This is a genomic window from Acinetobacter lwoffii (assembly GCF_049367455.1).
In the GTDB taxonomy this organism is placed as follows: Bacteria; Pseudomonadota; Gammaproteobacteria; order Pseudomonadales; family Moraxellaceae; genus Acinetobacter; species Acinetobacter lwoffii_W.
In genome coordinates, this window is the sequence record NZ_JBMPXW010000009.1 from 14,130 (window position 1) to 30,348 (window position 16,219).

Here is a 16,219-nt window from a genome sequence, read left to right on the forward strand (position 1 = left end):
ATCTCGACCGCTATTTTTATGTTTTGGTACAATTATTAACCGTAGCCTAAGCAAAAGTTATAAGTTGCTTTTCCCACTAATCAAATTAAGGTTAAAACTATGAAAAAAGCTCTCCTATCAATTGCCACTGTAATCATGGTCGGGGGATGCTCAGAAGTGCCGAATGATATGTCGCATATCGATGTTTTTTCTTCCGATCGCTACCTATCAACTGCACATCAATTTAATAAGCTTGTTGATGATACGTTTAAGTATCCTTATTCAAAAATACCGTTTTTTCTAGTGACGAAAGGGTGGAGTGTTAGTGGTCCAAAAGAGCCAGTATCGCAAATTGTATATAGTTGCTTAACTTCTAATGAGGTGGAATTGGTGACAAAAATCAAGCCATTCATGCCCGAAGTGACCTACATCAAAACACCTGAAAACCAGGTGAAAAATTGCATCATTAAACATTCAAATGACTCAATTAATGCTGATGCGCTGAATGACCTTAAAGCGTTCCCTTTATTCCAAAAATATGCAGACAATCCATTTTTACGTAAGACCGTGGATGCTGCGAAAGCAGATGGCAAAATCTCAGTAAAAGAATATATGGATATTGTGCAGATTGTCATAAAATTAAGTGGAGCTGACAAACAGGTTCAGCTAGAGAAAACTATTCAAGAGCTTTAGGTATTCATATGTCGGAAAATCTATCCATGCATAGCATGTCGAATGAGGAATTGATTCAAGAATGGCTTGATAGCCTGAAGCTTGAAAATAAGTCCGACATGACGATTAATGAATACAAAAAGAGCTTACTTTTGATGTTAGAAATGCCTTTTTTTAAAGGTAAACATCTATTGGAACTAGACCGCGATTACATCACATCATTTCGGTTGCATCGAATCGATGTTGATATTGTTTCTGCAAGAACACTCAACAAAAATTTATCAGCTTTAAAAAACTTCCTGAACTATTGTCTGCGTAAGGAATATATACCTGAAAACTTCTTTTCTGACATTCGGGTTAAGTTCAAAAACCAAAGCTTACCGCGCCCGATCGCCGTGAATACGTTGAATGAGATACTTGATAACAAGACGCCATTAAATCCGAAATACAATAATCAAAAGTTAAGAGATCTAGCAGCTGCAGAAATTGCTTATTCTGGCGGTTTACGTATCTCTGAATTACATGCCATCAAACTAAGTGATATCAACCTCAGTGCTATGCAACTAAAGGTATTGGGTAAAGGAAATAATGAACGGATTGTTTTTTTAGGAAAAAAATCACTAGAGGCTATTTCTACTTGGCTTTTAGTTCGTAATCGTTGGATTTCAAAAGCTGGAGTAGAAGACTGCGGATATTTATTCATTGCACCATCTGGCAAACATATTGCGAAAAACCATTTAGGTGCATGCATTACAGCTCTGTTAAAGGCGCATGGTTCTGGAAATATTGGTAGTACTCATGCTTTGAGACATAGTTTTGCATCGCACTTGTATAACAAAACAAAAAATATTCGCGCCGTTCAGGAAATGCTAGGTCATAAATCACTATCTTCGACACAAGTATATATTCTTGTAGATCACGAAACGTTGATTAGTTCTTATAAAGATGCACATCCACGCGCTAGAGCGAACCAAGATTAATAATTTATTCGCTTCTTGTACTTCTAAAGATATATCGTAAACGATCGAAATAATTAACTTTTGATGGTACCGGTAATGGCTAAGACTACAGATGTTAAAAAACAGAAACTTTCATATGTTGGCTTATCTGTAATTGAGTGTTTTGAAGAAGCTGGTTTAGATGATGTCTATATCAATGAAAAAATTGAAGAGTTTTCAGACCTAAAAAACTATGCTTCATTACATAAGGCATTAAGAATACTTGATGACGGCAACATGGCCCGTTTAGCAAAAAAATTAGAGGTTTCAGTCGATATGCTCAATGCGACATTGGCTGTGCTGAATAAAATATAAAAACGGATTGAACCAACCCATGAATGCAAATGAGCTTTATGAAAAGTTACAGCAAATTGGTAAGCCACTGGTCCACGTAGAAAGCCTCGTATCTACAATGCAGTTGGAAATTCCTGTTGAAGAGATTGAAAAACACATTGAACTTTTCGGGGTTAATTTTTTACTGGTAGAAGTTGTTCGATATACCTTTGACGGTTTTCTATCTCCAGAGTACCAACACTATATAGACAAATTCATTGCAGAAAATGAACTGGATGAAGATGTCATTTTGAATATCAGAAATAAAACATCATCAGATATAGGCCTGGTTAATGTTGGCTTTAATCTAAATGGTTGCATCCTTGGCTTAACCCATACGGATGAATGGATGGAACATTTATTCCACTTGGTTAAGTTCATTACTGACAGTGAAAAACGCGAGAAAAGTAGGAACTTTTGGTCTGAACAAGACAAAATCAAGGAACAAAAAGTTTTAGAAAAACAAGCCAAAGAAAAAGAAAGGGAAGTGATGATCCAACAGGTAGAGGATCTCACTAATACCGATGATTTTAAATTATGCAAAACGAAGGGTGAAATATTGTTGTTTTGGGAAAAGAACATTCCTGACCTATACAAAACTCTATCCAGAACTTTTATGGAAACAATGTCTAAGAAATATATCTCTATATTGCGTGGCTCATGAAGTGATGCTGACGATCGCTATTAAGGAAAACGCTTCACGATATGAGGAAGAACAACGAGTAGTGCATAAATCAGCGTTCTTGAACAACGCAAACAACAATAAAAATTAGTACTCAGCATTCACCAAAGTTTTGTATTGAGAATATTTCGTCAAATTTACTGTGTCACGTACTTGGCCATATTGAATACTGCCTAGATCTGAGTAGGTAAGGTTTTTCTTTTGAGATACTGCAACCAATAATTCATAGTTATTTCTTTGATTGAGTTCAATTGCTGAAGCGATATTTTTGTCATGGCTCACTTGAGAAATAATGCTTTGGATCTCCTTTCTATCTGAAGCAGATACATCCAATGTAGTTAAATAAAATCCGATCGATAGAAATATTGTGGCGGTTAAAGTGAATAGGGATGCACCAGTAAGATAAACGGCGCGTAGAGTTCTATACTTTGTATAAACCACAACTGAAGATATGCAGATTGCCAAACATAGCGCAAGAATAACGGCATGTTGGTCTAGATAATCTGAGAAAAGCATTGTAAAGCCTGAAGCACAAAAACATGTTATATCACTTAGCTACCAAGCCATTTGTAGTATTTGAGACTTATCGTATATATGAAATATAAATAGCAAACCTTTGGTATATACTGAATCGGTTTAAAGTGCTGAAACAATAGGCTTTAGAAATAAAATACTAGTCAAAATGTGAATAATCAGGGGGTACACATGGGGCAAGCTAAGCAAAGAGGTACAGCTCAAGAACGTGCTGAAAGTGCAATTCAAAGTACGATTGATGCAACCTTGGCAAAGATTAAGACCGTACTTGATGGATACTATCAAGACATGCCGAATAACTTCTCGCAAGCTGAAAATTACTTTACTGGATATGTCGCTGCATTTGATATTAAAGATGGGATGGAACTTGAAGGTAAAGAGTCTGAATGGGCTTATGATGGTTTACCTACGCCTACCGCTTTACTCAAACTCGTTGAAACTGAGTTAAACGAAGTGATACGTGAAGATAAAGAGTTTTTGGATGACTTTGATCCTGAAATGTATATTGAAGAACTAGGCGAAAACTTGATGTTCTTCCGCTATATAGGTGCTTCTAGTTTCGATACGCCAGATGATGTTTTGCATAATATTCAAACAGTGTCATTTTGGGCGCCACACTTGGTCATGATTAATGGCGTATGGCATAACACTTATGATGCTGGTGCGGTCAATGATGATGGTGAAACGGTCGGCATAAGATTCTAATTCTAGAGGGGTGCATATTGATTACTGCAGCATGCACCTTATTGGTTTAAACATTGCTGTATCGACTGAGCAATATTTTCAGATATTTTCCAGATTACTTTCTGATTAGATAAGCGATTTGCTTCTTCAGGATTGGCAATCACGCCGATCTCAATTAAAACCGCCGGCTTTTGTGATTTCTTCAGGACCACTAGATTGTCATATTGATATACGCCATTTGAGGTCAAAAGCTTTTTGTTTTCACCTGGTATATTCATGCCATGGTAAGTAGAAGGGCTTTCACCAATTGATTTTAGGTTCTGGCCAATGAGATTGGCGCATTTCAAACTTTTTCCGTATTCTGGATTTTTCTTTGATACAAAAATTGAAAAACCCTTGAGTTGATTCTTGTACTTGGTCAGCTCAGTAGGTATTGAGTCGTGGTGCACCGAAATAAAAAGATTAGCATTAGGGTATCTGGTCGCACGTTGAACCAGTGAGACTTTATCTTCATTCACTGAAGATCTGAGCACTTGGACATGACGCGATTTAAGAAAGTATTCAATAGAATTGACCATGCTTAGGTTGTAAGTGTATTCAGGATAGCCGTTAGCTGCAGTAGATCCAGCTTGTTTTGGTGAATGGCCAACATCAAGTACTACTGAATTTTCAGCAAAGATAGATTGTGTAATGATTGACATTGCTAATATCGATATACATTTTAGCTTTAGCACAATTAAAACCCTTTAAGCTATTATTAGGATTTTAAGTATATTAAATTTAAAAAAAATTAAAAGGTTTAAAGGGTTTTGTTGAAATGATTTAAGATGGTTTTAAGATGGTTTTAAAATGGTTTTAAAATGGTTTTAAAATGGTTTTAAAGTACTTATCATGAGGGATCTAAATACAATTTTGGATATAAAATTTATACATCGACTGTTCACTCAGTTTGTAGAACATCACCCACGACCATTGAGTATTCACTTCCTGAAAGGCACCTATATAGATGAATTAGAGGGGTATAAGTCTAAATGGCTCGTTCGGTCTATTCAGCGTCTTATTAAAAATTGGGTCCAATTAGGGATGATAGAGGATCTAGGGCGTTCTACTTGTCGTTCAGCTAAATATTATAGATTAAGTAAGTATGGTGAGCTGTTCCTTAAAATATATAGAACGAATGCTAATGTTAACTTTTATGACAATCCTAAGTTTAAGACATTAAAAAAAGATATTTCATATCGTTATTTTACATTTACATATTTTGCAATTTGCCAAAACAAATCCTTTAAATTGTCAGATCTGCAAAAACTTGGTGACTGCCTGAATTACCACATTCACGGACGTTCTTGGCAGCGTAATATTAATTTGTTCATTGAAGCTGGAGTTATTTCATGTGAACGTCAATGTTCATCAGAAAGTTATAATTATCATGTAATCAAAGCATCCATCCATGCATTTGTGAAATCAGAACCCATTGAACGCATTGAGTTTGAAAAAAACTTGCTGAACTTAGGTATCGTGAACAATTATGAAAAATATATAGACTACAATAATTTGTTGTTTCACGTTTTGTTTAGCAAATGGGTTAACAGTCCACTTGAGTTTGGATATTTTGTCGATCAAAACTTTTACGGTGCCAGCTAAGCTCACTCAAAACATCTACGGTGTAATACACCGTAAAAAAGAATTGCACCTGGTACTTGCCACTAAAAAAATGACAGTGAATGACATTTTGAGAGAAAAAAATTGTGGGGTAGTGCCTTTTCTACTCCTTTGAGAATTTTAATTATGACAATTCCGATACACCTAACAATAACTTCATATTTTTCTTTCTTGAACTAAGATTCAATAACTTAACTAATTTCTATTTCAATCATAAAATATGATATGTTGACCTTAAGAATAATTCATAAACTTTACTATGTTTGCTTTAAAAACAATTCATTTAGAAAAGAAAGTCTCAAACGAAAATCAAATTATTCTTTTATTTGATTTAGATTCATTCTGTCCATGTATGTACCCTATGCTGTACACCATGAAATTTCTTAGATTTCAAAGTATCTCTACGCAGCATGCAGATTTAATCGCAATAAAATTTTGGTATGAATTTTGGTTTGAAAAGTTTGCCACGTCCTTTTGTGAGTCGTTCTATTCGACATCCTATAATTTTGAGATCATTCAATGTGAAATTGATAATTTCATTGTTTACTTAGAAAATAATAAAAAACTTGAAAGTAATCTTATACGGCTAAGCAATTCAGAACATATTAATTACACAACAATTGGTCATAGAGTTAGATCCTTCTTAAAGTTTTACAACTTCTTGATTAATGAATACTTAAGCATGCAATCACAGCCACAACTTACGTTGAAGGAAATTCAAAAAATTAAAGAAAACTTGAATAAATATATGACAATAAAGAAAAAAATTATAAATAATTTTTCAAAAGCCAATAAGACAATTAAAAGTGAGATAAATCATAATTTTAAGAGCATGAATCAGGAAATGATTAAAGGATTGTATTCAGTCATTTCACCAAGTAACTCTAATAAATACAATGAATTAAATCCTTTTAGATCTAAAAATGTACAACTCAGAAACTTTCTGATCATACATCTCATGCTCAACTATGGTCTTAGAATTGGTGAGCTTATGCTACTAACAACCAACTCTATTAAAAAATCAATTCAGAATCATAGTTTTAGTTTAATTATTACAAATACAGATGATGAGTTCGATGATCGATCAAAAAAGCCAAAAATCAAAAATGAATATTCGTACCGAGTAATTAAACTGCAGGAACGAGACTACAGAATTCTTCAAATCTATATAAATGAAATCCGAAAAGAAATTCCTTCACATATCTTATTTACATCCTTAAAGCCTCCCTATTCTGCTTTAAGTTATGGTAATCCTCCCATAAATAACCGAAGTTAAAAGTAGAGGTTAAGCAGCCCTTAGAGGTGGCTTTCCTTTGTTAGCTTGATGTGGTCTTTCATGGTTGTAATGCCACAACCAGTTTGTTGCATAATCTTGTACTTCTTCCAGTGTGTCAAATAGATGCTTGCTTAGCCAGCTATAACGTATAGTCCGATTATAACGTTCAATATACGTAAGCGTCCGCTGAATCCCATACCAATTTTAATTCGATTTAGGTTTCCAGCAGTGTGGCAGTAACTCTTCAATCTGGGTCACTTTATGTGTCGGCAGCCTTTTCAGCACATCACTTAAATAGGCATACGGATCCAAGCCATTCAGCTTTGCTGACTGGATTAACGTCATGATGTTTGCCGCTCGCTGACCACTGCGCAGCGAACCTGCAAACAGCCAGTTCTTGCGCCCCAACGCCCAGGGACGCATCTGATTCTCGACCCAATTATTGCAAATAGGTAGATTGCCATCATCCAGATAGCGGCTTAAAGCTGGCCAACGCTTCAGAGTGTAATTGATGGCCTTGGCGGTGGGAGAACTCGATGGCACTGTCAGATGATGTTGGTTGAGCCATTCATATAGTTGTTGCATCACTGGTTGACTATGCTGTTGTCGGTATTCGCGGCGGTCTTCCGCTGTACCATCGGTCTTTTTCCTGAGCTCTGCTTCTATCGCATACAGTTTCTGAATCAGCACTAATGCCTGTTCAGCGACCTGACTTTTCCCAGTTACATGCAGTTCATGGAATTTACGACGTGCATGGGCCATGCAGCCCACCTCAATGACCTGGCCTGATTTAAAGCGTGCTTTATAACCACTGTAATCATCACAGACTAGATAACCCTGCCAGCCTTTCAAGAACTCTGCAGCATGCTGGCCTGAACGACTATCCTGAAAGTCATAGATCACCGCCTGAACTGGATTGTACTGTGTAGTGGCATAGGCCCAGACATAACCTTTCTTCGGTTTTTTATCATTCTCACCCATCCGCATGATGGTGACCGGTGTTTCATCTGCATGCAGCACCTGCTGTTGTAGTACCACCTCTTTTAAGGCATTGGCTAGAGGTTCCAGTTCTACACCGCAGCGACCTATCCAGTCAGATAAAGTTGATCTAGAAAGTTCGATTCCCGCCCGCTGATAGATCAGACGTTGACGGTACAGCGGCAAATGATCGGCATATTTCGATACCAAAACATGGCTGAGCAGTTCAGGTGAAGCAATGCCTTTATCAATCACATAGGCGGGCATCGCTTGCTGAGTCAGGGTGTCACACTGATCACAGACCCATTTACCACGCACATGCTGTTCCTTATAGAACTGTGCCGGTCTGAAATGCAGTTTTTCACTGACATCTTCGCCGATACGACGGAGTTGGCAGCCACAAGCGCATTGGGTTGATGCAGGTTCATGCTCAATACGGATGGTGTGTAGATGATCTGGCAGTGGTCGACGTTTAGGTTTATTGGTTTTGGCTTTCTGTGTCGCTGCATCGGTTTTATCTGCATTTAGCCGTTCCAGTTCTAGATCAACCGCAGCAATATCTTCTTCAACCGCTTCATCCCACAGGTGGATTTGTTTTGCAGTGAGATGTTCGTTTTTACTGCCGAATTTGTGCTGTTTAAATAGTGCGAGTTCATGCTCGTATTTTTGATTGAGAATAGAAAGATGTTGAACTTTAGAATCTAATTGCTGATTGGTGACTTCAAGATGTTGAACTTTGGCATCCAATTGCTGGTTTGATTTTTCTAATTCTTGATTTGATTGTGCTAGAGACTGATGCTGCATCGCCAACTGTCTGGTGAATTCCAGCAGTTGTTCATGGGTCAGTTGGCTTAAGTCAGGCAGCGTATTCATGACCGCAGTATGCCTGAGGTCATGAGAAGAATGAAATAGAACGTTTGGAGAATAGCAGAATGGAACAGCCTGGTTTAAAGCATCGTCACCACCTGCTGTCGTCCAATGCGCTGCCAGGGCAAACCTTGGATCAGTGCCTGTAACTGTTCCGGGCTGAGGGCCACGGTTTCACCTTGGTGAACTTGAGCCCAGTGAAATTTGCCCTGTTCCAGCCGCCGGGCACACAGCCAGATGCCCAGTCCATCATGTACCAGTACTTTCATGCGATGGCCACGTTTATTACAGAACAGGTAAGCACAATGCGGTTTGATGTAGCCAAAGGCTCTCACCACCTGAGCCATGGTCGTATCCATACCTGCACGCATGTCCATGGGCTGAGTAGACAACCAGATTTCATCAATGCGGATCATGTTGCAAGTGCCTTGAGTAATTCTGCCAAGGCAGGTATTTCTGATGTCTGCCATTTTAGCTGAATATCATTATTCGTATGAGGCACGGTGATACACAACGTGATCCTCTCATCAATAGGTTGGCTGATTGCAGCAGTGTAAGGCAAAGCAATAAATGCTGGATTCACATGAGTAGGATCCTGCACGGCACCCTCATGATGGCTGAAGATCCTGATCCAACGACTGACAAGGTTGGCATTAATACTATGTTGCAGTGCGACCGAAGCGATCGAGGTATTAGGATTTTTACAGGCATTGACAATACTGAGTTTGAATTCTTTGCTGTATGTTCTGCGTTTTTTAGCAACAGGAGGTGTTGCTGAATATATATCCATGTTCATGGATTAAGTCCCCACTTGTTTTTAGGTGGGAACTAAATTAAGGCTTATAGGATCGCTTGGTAAGGCTGTGTTAGCCGGATGCTTACGTTCATTAGATAAATTAAGTTTTATATTAAATTGTAGAAGTTTAGGTATCTCTATTAAAGATATAGAGTCTCTATGTGAGGAGTTAGAAACTCCTAATCAAAATTGTACTAAAGTAAATAACCTTATAAAAAAACATACAAAAGAATTAGATAATAGAATTAAGCAATTAACCTCCTTCAAGAAACAATTAGATGACTTAGAAAATCTTTGTGGGGATAATCGTAAAATTGAGAACTGTTATATCATCAAAAAATTAGAAATGAATAGCTGAAATTCCCCTCAATTTAACATAATGGGCGTTATACGAAATGCACAAATTGAAAAATATAAAAATCAAAAACTTATGATATAAATTATTTGCTCGATGATGTTCAAAAGCCGACTTGGAAACAAGTCGGCTTTTTTATGAGCAGTTTTGATAGTTCTTGCCAATAAATTTGACTAAAAATTACGCTTCTCAACTTGAGTTATACAATTTTGTGATACATTATTGTATATACAAATTTGAATGTTTTTTATGGAACAGTATTTTGAATGGGATGAGGCTAAGAATCGAAAAAATCAGAAAAAGCATGATATCTCTTTCGAAACTGCAAGCCTTGTTTTTGAAGATCCATTACGGATCTCAATCCAAGACAGACATACCGATGGTGAAGAACGTTGGCAAACCATTGGACGAGTTAAAGGCGTACTAATGTTATTGGTGGCTCACACCATTTTTGATGAAGATGACTGTGAAATCATACGAATCATTAGTGCAAGGCAAGTGACTAAAGCGGAGCGAAACAAATATGAGCATGGTTAGATACTCACGCAAAGAGCTGAATGAGAAATTTGGTGAGAAGCAAGATGCTGAAATTCAACGCTTGCTTGCTAAAGGCACGGTTCCTGATGATCAGCTAGATCTATCAGATATTCCTGAAATTACCGATTGGAGCAGTGCTGTACGCCAAAATCAATTTTACCGCCCAGTGAAGCAACAAACTTCAATTCGGTTAGATGCTGATGTACTTGCTTGGTTCAAAGCACAAGGCAAAGGTTATCAAACACGAATGAATGAAATTTTACGGGATGCTATGCTGAAAGAATTAAAAAATCATCAATAAAAATGGGAGCTTAAGCTCCCATTTTTGACTTCGCATAACGCCCATTATGTTAATTTTAGTTTTCCTTAATACGACAAAAATATCTACTTCATTTCACGAGAATTTCTTTTGCTAAAAGTTCTTCTTTCGTTACACCGAAATATCTTATTTCTAATTTAGGCCTGCCTAACATCTTTAAAAGATTGTTTTCATCATTTATATTTTTTATAGCTTTGCTTACACAATCAATTACGTCATTAGTTTTAGAAATAGCTTCTTTTTCAGATACTTGATCGCTTACTTTTCGAGATATTAAGTCATCAAAATATATCCTATATTCTTCACAAACTAGATAAAAATAAGGGTCTAATCTATCTAAATCATATTCAGATTCAAAGGGTTTACGATCTAATAAATCTTTTTCAGGATAAATAATCAATTGTCCTGCATCGAACCAAAACTCCACAGAAAAATTATCAAACTCAATTCCATTTAAATCATTACTAAAATTTTGAAAATACTGTAATAAAAGATTTTCTATATCCTCTAAAAACTCTTTATTCTTAATATCAAATATTAAAGATTCATTAGAAATAGCTTTGATACAATCTTCTTGAATATCTAACCCCTTTAAAGTCATTTTTACTCCATTTAAATTTTTAGGTTTTGGTGCATTAAGAATTTTGATTAACTTAACATAATGGCGGTTATACGAAATTCACCTGTAACTCCAAAATAGAAATGTCCGGTTTCTCCAAAGTAAAAATGTCCGCTTTTAGAATATGCACTTTTGCAATTTCGTTAGCGGACGGTTTGATATGTTGGTGTCTATGTCGGATAAAGAACTTAAACGATTGTCGGTCTTGCAGGAAATCTGCGATCAACGCATAACTCAATCCCAGGCTGCTCAGCTACTTCATATTTCAGAACGTCAGATCAGACGCTTACTGCAGAAATACAAAGCTCAAGGTCCCGCTGCATTAGCCCATGCCGGTCGTGGCCAAATCAGCAATTCCAAACTTCCTGAAGAACTCAGACTCAAGTGCCTCAATATTGTTTCTGATCAACTCCATGGTTTCGGACCCACTTTAGCGCATGAAAAGCTCACCACCGTACATGGATTCGATCTTTCAGTAGAAACCCTGCGTTCCTGGATGATTGCAGCTGACTTATGGATTCCTCGATCCAAGCGCCTAAAACGCCCGTATCAGCCTCGTTACAACCGGGATTGCTTTGGTGAACTGATCCAAATTGATGGCTCATATCATGACTGGTTTGAAGGACGCGCTGCTAAATGCTGTCTGCTGGTGTTTATCGATGATGCTACAGGAAAATTGCAGCATTTACGCTTCTGTGAATCAGAATCAGCCTTTGATTATATGATTTCAACACGCTTGTATGTTGAGCAGCATGGTAAGCCGTTGGCATTTTACAGCGACAAACATTCAGTCTTCAGGGTGAATCAAAGCAGCAAGAAAGACACCAAGATTACCCAGTTTGGACGCGTACTCAGTACCCTGAATATCGATATCATCTTCGCCAATTCACCACAGGCCAAAGGCCGTGTGGAACGTGCCAACAGAACCCTTCAGGACCGTCTGATCAAGGAGATGCGTCTGGAAGGTATCAGCTCGATTGAGCAAGCTAATGCCTGGCTACCCTGCTTCATTGAGCAGTTCAATCAGAAGTTCGCCAAGATGGCTTTTAATCCTAAGGATCTACATCGGCCTATCACTGAAACAGCCGAAGAATTAGATGATATTTTTACTTGGCGTGAACCCCGCAGAGTCACGAATAGCCTGACGATTACTTATGATAAATGCGTATATCTCCTGGAAAACACCGAAGAAAATCAAAGGTTGATCGGTAAGTATCTTGAGTTCCTGGAATACCCGGATGGTACTGTAGCCCTCATGCATGATGGCCGAAAGATCAATTACAGCCTCTTCGATAAATTAAGTCAGCTGAATCAGCGAGAGATTGTTGAGAATAAACGGTTGGGTGCTGTTCTGAATCATATCCAACAACAGCATGAAGAACTGGAACAACAAAACAAACGCAATCGTTCTCAAAAGATGCCAAGCAGACGTGCACAGAAAATAGCAATCAAAGAACGAAATCTAAATCCTGTGCTTGACTTGGAATTGTCCATATAGGACATTTCTATTTGGTTATTAGGTAGGACATTTCTACTTAGGAATAACATCACCGTTTCGAGCCCCAAATATCAAGTTTATTTCTTGCATAAATGTATCCTATAGGATACATTCTACTTATGTACTCAATATATACCACTGAAGTCTTTGATGACTGGTTCACCAAGTTAAAAGACCAGCAGGCAAAAAGACGCATACAAGTCCGAATTGATCGGGTTGAAGATGGAAACTTTGGAGATACTGAGCCGGTCGGTGAAGGTGTTTCTGAATTACGTTTCTTCTTTGGGCCAGGCTATAGGATTTATTACTGCAAGCAAGGGCAAAGGGTTGTTATTCTTTTAGCAGGCGGAGATAAGTCTACGCAAAGTAAAGATATAAAACTTGCCCTGCAATTGGCACAAGATTTAGAGGAGGAGCTATAAATGGCTATTAAACTTCGCAAATGGGACAGTGCTGAGCATCTTAAAACAGAGGATGATATGCAGGCTTACTTACAAGCATGTATTGAAGAATCTAATGGCGATGCCGCATTCATTGCAAAGGCTTTAGGTAACATTGCAAAAGCTAAAGGAATGGCTCAATTATCACGAGATACAGGCTTAGGCCGAGAAAGTCTTTATAAAGCACTTTCTGGTGATGTTAACCCTAGTTTTGATACTGTGATTAAAGTTGTAAAAGCACTGAATTTACGCTTAGCAATTTAAAAAAAGTTATTAAAAAATGGAGCTTTAGGCTCCATTTTTTAATTTCGTATAAGGTGTATTATGTTAATTTTAGAAATTCTTAATTTCCATCTATCCAAACTTGCTTGATCCAATCTGCTAAATCTTCCCACTGCTCATCGCTATATCCATCTGCTGTCCAATATCTAATTTTATGATTAGGAGATAGGCAATAATAACTACCATTATCTTCACAAATAGGTAGCCAATCTTCTGGCAGACCTTGCTCCCTAGCATCATTTAATATCTGAGATAGCCCTCGATAGCATTCTTTCTCATCTGTAAGAGACGCTAATTCAATTGTTCCATAAAAGATATTGCTAATCTCTTTCAAAACTTTTTTATAATCTTTTGGAAAAATAAAACCTATTTTTCGTTCATAAGCAGATATGAAAATATCATCAGGTAGTTCTATGTTTAGACGACTATTCCCAGATAGTTCTTTTAATTCTTGAATAATGTTATCAAGCTTATTTTGCATATACATTCTGCTCTATCGCATTAAAGTTCTTACTACAATTTAACATAATGGCTGTTATGCGAAACGAGATCTGTTATTCCTAAGTAGAAATGTCCTACCTAATAACCAAATAGAAATGTCCTATATGGACAATTCCAAGTCAAGCACAGGATTTAGATTTCGTTCTTTGATTGCTATTTTCTGTGCACGTCTGCTTGGCATCTTTTGAGAACGATTGCGTTTGTTTTGTTGTTCCAGTTCTTCATGCTGTTGTTGGATATGATTCAGAACAGCACCCAACCGTTTATTCTCAACAATCTCTCGCTGATTCAGCTGACTTAATTTATCGAAGAGGCTGTAATTGATCTTTCGGCCATCATGCATGAGGGCTACAGTACCATCCGGGTATTCCAGGAACTCAAGATACTTACCGATCAACCTTTGATTTTCTTCGGTGTTTTCCAGGAGATATACGCATTTATCATAAGTAATCGTCAGGCTATTCGTGACTCTGCGGGGTTCACGCCAAGTAAAAATATCATCTAATTCTTCGGCTGTTTCAGTGATAGGCCGATGTAGATCCTTAGGATTAAAAGCCATCTTGGCGAACTTCTGATTGAACTGCTCAATGAAGCAGGGTAGCCAGGCATTAGCTTGCTCAATCGAGCTGATACCTTCCAGACGCATCTCCTTGATCAGACGGTCCTGAAGGGTTCTGTTGGCACGTTCCACACGGCCTTTGGCCTGTGGTGAATTGGCGAAGATGATATCGATATTCAGGGTACTGAGTACGCGTCCAAACTGGGTAATCTTGGTGTCTTTCTTGCTGCTTTGATTCACCCTGAAGACTGAATGTTTGTCGCTGTAAAATGCCAACGGCTTACCATGCTGCTCAACATACAAGCGTGTTGAAATCATATAATCAAAGGCTGATTCTGATTCACAGAAGCGTAAATGCTGCAATTTTCCTGTAGCATCATCGATAAACACCAGCAGACAGCATTTAGCAGCGCGTCCTTCAAACCAGTCATGATATGAGCCATCAATTTGGATCAGTTCACCAAAGCAATCCCGGTTGTAACGAGGCTGATACGGGCGTTTTAGGCGCTTGGATCGAGGAATCCATAAGTCAGCTGCAATCATCCAGGAACGCAGGGTTTCTACTGAAAGATCGAATCCATGTACGGTGGTGAGCTTTTCATGCGCTAAAGTGGGTCCGAAACCATGGAGTTGATCAGAAACAATATTGAGGCACTTGAGTCTGAGTTCTTCAGGAAGTTTGGAATTGCTGATTTGGCCACGACCGGCATGGGCTAATGCAGCGGGACCTTGAGCTTTGTATTTCTGCAGTAAGCGTCTGATCTGACGTTCTGAAATATGAAGTAGCTGAGCAGCCTGGGATTGAGTTATGCGTTGATCGCAGATTTCCTGCAAGACCGACAATCGTTTAAGTTCTTTATCCGACATAGACACCAACATATCAAACCGTCCGCTAACGAAATTGCAAAAGTGCATATTCTAAAAGCGGACATTTTTACTTTGGAGAAACCGGACATTTCTATTTTGGAGTTACAGAGATCTACCAGCTCTCGTTTTTTGTTATGGAAACTGCTAAAATTCAAATACGCCATTGACGTATAAAGAGTCCATGTTATTTATTGAAACCAGCATCTTTACCAAGCAAATTAAAGACCTTGTATCTGATGAGGAATATCGTCAACTTCAGCAAGATCTTTTGGTACAGCCTGATAGAGGTGACCTAATCAAGAATGGCGGTGGTATTCGCAAAGTACGTTGTGCTCAAGGTAACAAAGGGAAAAGTGGTGGGATACGGGTGATTTATTATTGGGTCACCGAGGATGATCAGATCTTTTTCTTAGTGGCTTATCCAAAATCAGTAAAAGATAATTTAACAGATAAGGAAACCGCCATTCTGCACCAACTCGTGAAGGAGCAATTTCATGGATAACAACTTATTTGATGACTTGGTTGCTTCAATCAAAGAAGCTGGAGCTATCAAACGTAAAGAAGTTAAAGCAAGCCGAGTTACAGAACTCGAATTGCCTGATATTAAAGAAGTACGTGAAAAAACTGGCTTGAGCCAAAATGAATTTGCTGCACGTCTACATATTAGCCCCCGTACCCTGCAAAATTGGGAACAGGGACGACGCTATCCAACTGGACCAGCAGCTACATTGATTCGAATTTTAGATGCTCACCCAAGCCTTATTTGAAAAAATTACTTAAA

The 16,219-nt window shown here is 38.0% G+C and carries 22 protein-coding genes and 2 pseudogenes; 15 read left to right on the forward strand and 9 right to left on the reverse strand.

Annotated elements, in window-relative coordinates:
- Positions 1 to 99: 99 nt before the first annotated feature.
- The 4 genes from ACO1B7_RS15825 to ACO1B7_RS15840 all read left to right on the forward strand — a co-directional run bounded on the left by ACO1B7_RS15825 (position 100) and on the right by ACO1B7_RS15840 (position 2,646).
- Positions 100 to 672: a hypothetical protein gene (locus tag ACO1B7_RS15825; protein ID WP_046127922.1), complete on the forward strand. Its 573-nt coding sequence runs from the start codon at positions 100 to 102 to the stop codon at positions 670 to 672.
- Between the two features lie 8 nt (positions 673 to 680).
- Complete coding sequence (locus tag ACO1B7_RS15830) at positions 681 to 1,631, forward strand: tyrosine-type recombinase/integrase (protein WP_227541429.1); 951 nt, start codon at positions 681 to 683, stop codon at positions 1,629 to 1,631.
- Positions 1,632 to 1,706: 75 nt separating this feature from the next.
- Positions 1,707 to 1,964 carry a hypothetical protein gene (locus tag ACO1B7_RS15835; RefSeq protein ID WP_121532423.1) on the forward strand — a complete coding sequence of 86 codons (258 nt, stop codon included), beginning with the start codon at positions 1,707 to 1,709 and terminating at the stop codon, positions 1,962 to 1,964.
- A gap of 19 nt (positions 1,965 to 1,983) precedes the next feature.
- Positions 1,984 to 2,646 (forward strand): hypothetical protein, encoded by a 663-nt coding sequence (locus ACO1B7_RS15840; protein WP_228286912.1) that lies wholly within the window; start codon positions 1,984 to 1,986, stop codon positions 2,644 to 2,646.
- A gap of 105 nt (positions 2,647 to 2,751) precedes the next feature.
- On the opposite strand, the gene ACO1B7_RS15845 is transcribed toward ACO1B7_RS15840, so the two are convergent.
- Positions 2,752 to 3,180 (reverse strand): hypothetical protein, encoded by a 429-nt coding sequence (locus ACO1B7_RS15845; RefSeq protein WP_125280692.1) that lies wholly within the window; start codon positions 3,178 to 3,180, stop codon positions 2,752 to 2,754.
- Between the two features lie 189 nt (positions 3,181 to 3,369).
- Between ACO1B7_RS15845 and ACO1B7_RS15850 the strand changes: the two genes are divergently transcribed.
- On the forward strand, positions 3,370 to 3,903 hold the full coding sequence (locus ACO1B7_RS15850) for a hypothetical protein (RefSeq protein WP_043041555.1): 534 nt from the start codon (positions 3,370 to 3,372) through the stop codon (positions 3,901 to 3,903).
- Positions 3,904 to 3,941: 38 nt separating this feature from the next.
- On the opposite strand, the gene ACO1B7_RS15855 is transcribed toward ACO1B7_RS15850, so the two are convergent.
- Positions 3,942 to 4,616 carry an N-acetylmuramoyl-L-alanine amidase family protein gene (locus ACO1B7_RS15855; RefSeq protein ID WP_307889326.1) on the reverse strand — a complete coding sequence of 225 codons (675 nt, stop codon included), beginning with the start codon at positions 4,614 to 4,616 and terminating at the stop codon, positions 3,942 to 3,944.
- Between the two features lie 349 nt (positions 4,617 to 4,965).
- Between ACO1B7_RS15855 and ACO1B7_RS15860 the strand changes: the two genes are divergently transcribed.
- On the forward strand, positions 4,966 to 5,526 hold the full coding sequence (locus tag ACO1B7_RS15860) for a hypothetical protein (protein WP_423090390.1): 561 nt from the start codon (positions 4,966 to 4,968) through the stop codon (positions 5,524 to 5,526).
- A 277-nt stretch (positions 5,527 to 5,803) separates the two neighbouring features.
- Positions 5,804 to 6,796, forward strand: a pseudogene (locus ACO1B7_RS15865) (site-specific integrase); the annotation flags it as partial.
- 33 nt (positions 6,797 to 6,829) lie between these two features.
- On the opposite strand, the pseudogene ACO1B7_RS15870 reads toward ACO1B7_RS15865, so the two are convergent.
- From ACO1B7_RS15870 to ACO1B7_RS15885, 4 genes and pseudogenes are all read right to left on the reverse strand, one after another.
- A pseudogene (locus ACO1B7_RS15870) lies at positions 6,830 to 6,994 on the reverse strand (integrase core domain-containing protein); the annotation flags it as partial.
- A gap of 30 nt (positions 6,995 to 7,024) precedes the next feature.
- Complete coding sequence (locus ACO1B7_RS15875; protein WP_001094417.1) at positions 7,025 to 8,671, reverse strand: IS66-like element ISAba16 family transposase; 1,647 nt, start codon at positions 8,669 to 8,671, stop codon at positions 7,025 to 7,027.
- A 74-nt stretch (positions 8,672 to 8,745) separates the two neighbouring features.
- Positions 8,746 to 9,081: an IS66 family insertion sequence element accessory protein TnpB gene (tnpB, locus tag ACO1B7_RS15880; protein ID WP_000618091.1), complete on the reverse strand. Its 336-nt coding sequence runs from the start codon at positions 9,079 to 9,081 to the stop codon at positions 8,746 to 8,748.
- A complete protein-coding gene (locus tag ACO1B7_RS15885) occupies positions 9,078 to 9,461 on the reverse strand; it encodes a transposase (protein ID WP_001055589.1) in 384 nt (127 codons plus the stop codon). The genes tnpB and ACO1B7_RS15885 overlap by 4 nt, the downstream gene beginning before the upstream one ends.
- A 25-nt stretch (positions 9,462 to 9,486) precedes the next feature.
- Between ACO1B7_RS15885 and ACO1B7_RS15890 the strand changes: the two genes are divergently transcribed.
- The 3 genes from ACO1B7_RS15890 (at position 9,487) to ACO1B7_RS15900 (ending at position 10,654) form a co-directional block, all read left to right on the forward strand.
- Positions 9,487 to 9,819 carry a MerR family DNA-binding protein gene (locus ACO1B7_RS15890; protein WP_117008139.1) on the forward strand — a complete coding sequence of 111 codons (333 nt, stop codon included), beginning with the start codon at positions 9,487 to 9,489 and terminating at the stop codon, positions 9,817 to 9,819.
- A gap of 246 nt (positions 9,820 to 10,065) precedes the next feature.
- Positions 10,066 to 10,353 carry a BrnT family toxin gene (locus ACO1B7_RS15895; protein ID WP_000438825.1) on the forward strand — a complete coding sequence of 96 codons (288 nt, stop codon included), beginning with the start codon at positions 10,066 to 10,068 and terminating at the stop codon, positions 10,351 to 10,353.
- Positions 10,340 to 10,654, forward strand: coding sequence for a BrnA antitoxin family protein (locus ACO1B7_RS15900; RefSeq protein ID WP_004728120.1), 315 nt, complete (start codon positions 10,340 to 10,342; stop codon positions 10,652 to 10,654). Before ACO1B7_RS15895 ends, ACO1B7_RS15900 begins: the two co-directional genes overlap by 14 nt.
- Positions 10,655 to 10,742: 88 nt before the next feature.
- On the opposite strand, the gene ACO1B7_RS15905 is transcribed toward ACO1B7_RS15900, so the two are convergent.
- The gene (locus ACO1B7_RS15905; RefSeq protein WP_000172759.1) at positions 10,743 to 11,273 is read right to left on the reverse strand and encodes a hypothetical protein; all 531 of its coding nucleotides are present in this window, start codon (positions 11,271 to 11,273) and stop codon (positions 10,743 to 10,745) included.
- Positions 11,274 to 11,463: 190 nt separating this feature from the next.
- Here ACO1B7_RS15905 and ACO1B7_RS15910 point away from each other — a divergent pair, with 190 nt between their 5' ends.
- The 3 genes from ACO1B7_RS15910 to ACO1B7_RS15920 all read left to right on the forward strand — a co-directional run bounded on the left by ACO1B7_RS15910 (position 11,464) and on the right by ACO1B7_RS15920 (position 13,493).
- The gene (locus ACO1B7_RS15910) at positions 11,464 to 12,789 is read left to right on the forward strand and encodes an ISNCY family transposase (RefSeq protein ID WP_001280601.1); all 1,326 of its coding nucleotides are present in this window, start codon (positions 11,464 to 11,466) and stop codon (positions 12,787 to 12,789) included.
- A gap of 119 nt (positions 12,790 to 12,908) precedes the next feature.
- Complete coding sequence (locus ACO1B7_RS15915; protein ID WP_000286964.1) at positions 12,909 to 13,211, forward strand: type II toxin-antitoxin system RelE/ParE family toxin; 303 nt, start codon at positions 12,909 to 12,911, stop codon at positions 13,209 to 13,211.
- The gene (locus tag ACO1B7_RS15920) at positions 13,212 to 13,493 is read left to right on the forward strand and encodes an addiction module antidote protein (protein WP_000985609.1); all 282 of its coding nucleotides are present in this window, start codon (positions 13,212 to 13,214) and stop codon (positions 13,491 to 13,493) included.
- Between the two features lie 79 nt (positions 13,494 to 13,572).
- On the opposite strand, the gene ACO1B7_RS15925 is transcribed toward ACO1B7_RS15920, so the two are convergent.
- Together ACO1B7_RS15925 and ACO1B7_RS15930 are read right to left on the reverse strand one after the other, a co-directional pair.
- A complete protein-coding gene (locus ACO1B7_RS15925) occupies positions 13,573 to 13,992 on the reverse strand; it encodes an SMI1/KNR4 family protein (RefSeq protein WP_001180106.1) in 420 nt (139 codons plus the stop codon).
- 120 nt (positions 13,993 to 14,112) lie between these two features.
- On the reverse strand, positions 14,113 to 15,438 hold the full coding sequence (locus ACO1B7_RS15930) for an ISNCY family transposase (RefSeq protein ID WP_001280601.1): 1,326 nt from the start codon (positions 15,436 to 15,438) through the stop codon (positions 14,113 to 14,115).
- 181 nt (positions 15,439 to 15,619) lie between these two features.
- Between ACO1B7_RS15930 and ACO1B7_RS15935 the strand changes: the two genes are divergently transcribed.
- Together ACO1B7_RS15935 and nadS are read left to right on the forward strand one after the other, a co-directional pair.
- Positions 15,620 to 15,940, forward strand: a complete 321-nt coding sequence (locus ACO1B7_RS15935) for a type II toxin-antitoxin system RelE/ParE family toxin (RefSeq protein WP_000897307.1) — start codon at positions 15,620 to 15,622, stop codon at positions 15,938 to 15,940.
- Positions 15,933 to 16,205, forward strand: coding sequence for a NadS family protein (nadS, locus tag ACO1B7_RS15940; protein ID WP_000369781.1), 273 nt, complete (start codon positions 15,933 to 15,935; stop codon positions 16,203 to 16,205). The genes ACO1B7_RS15935 and nadS overlap by 8 nt, the downstream gene beginning before the upstream one ends.
- Positions 16,206 to 16,219 lie beyond the last annotated feature (14 nt).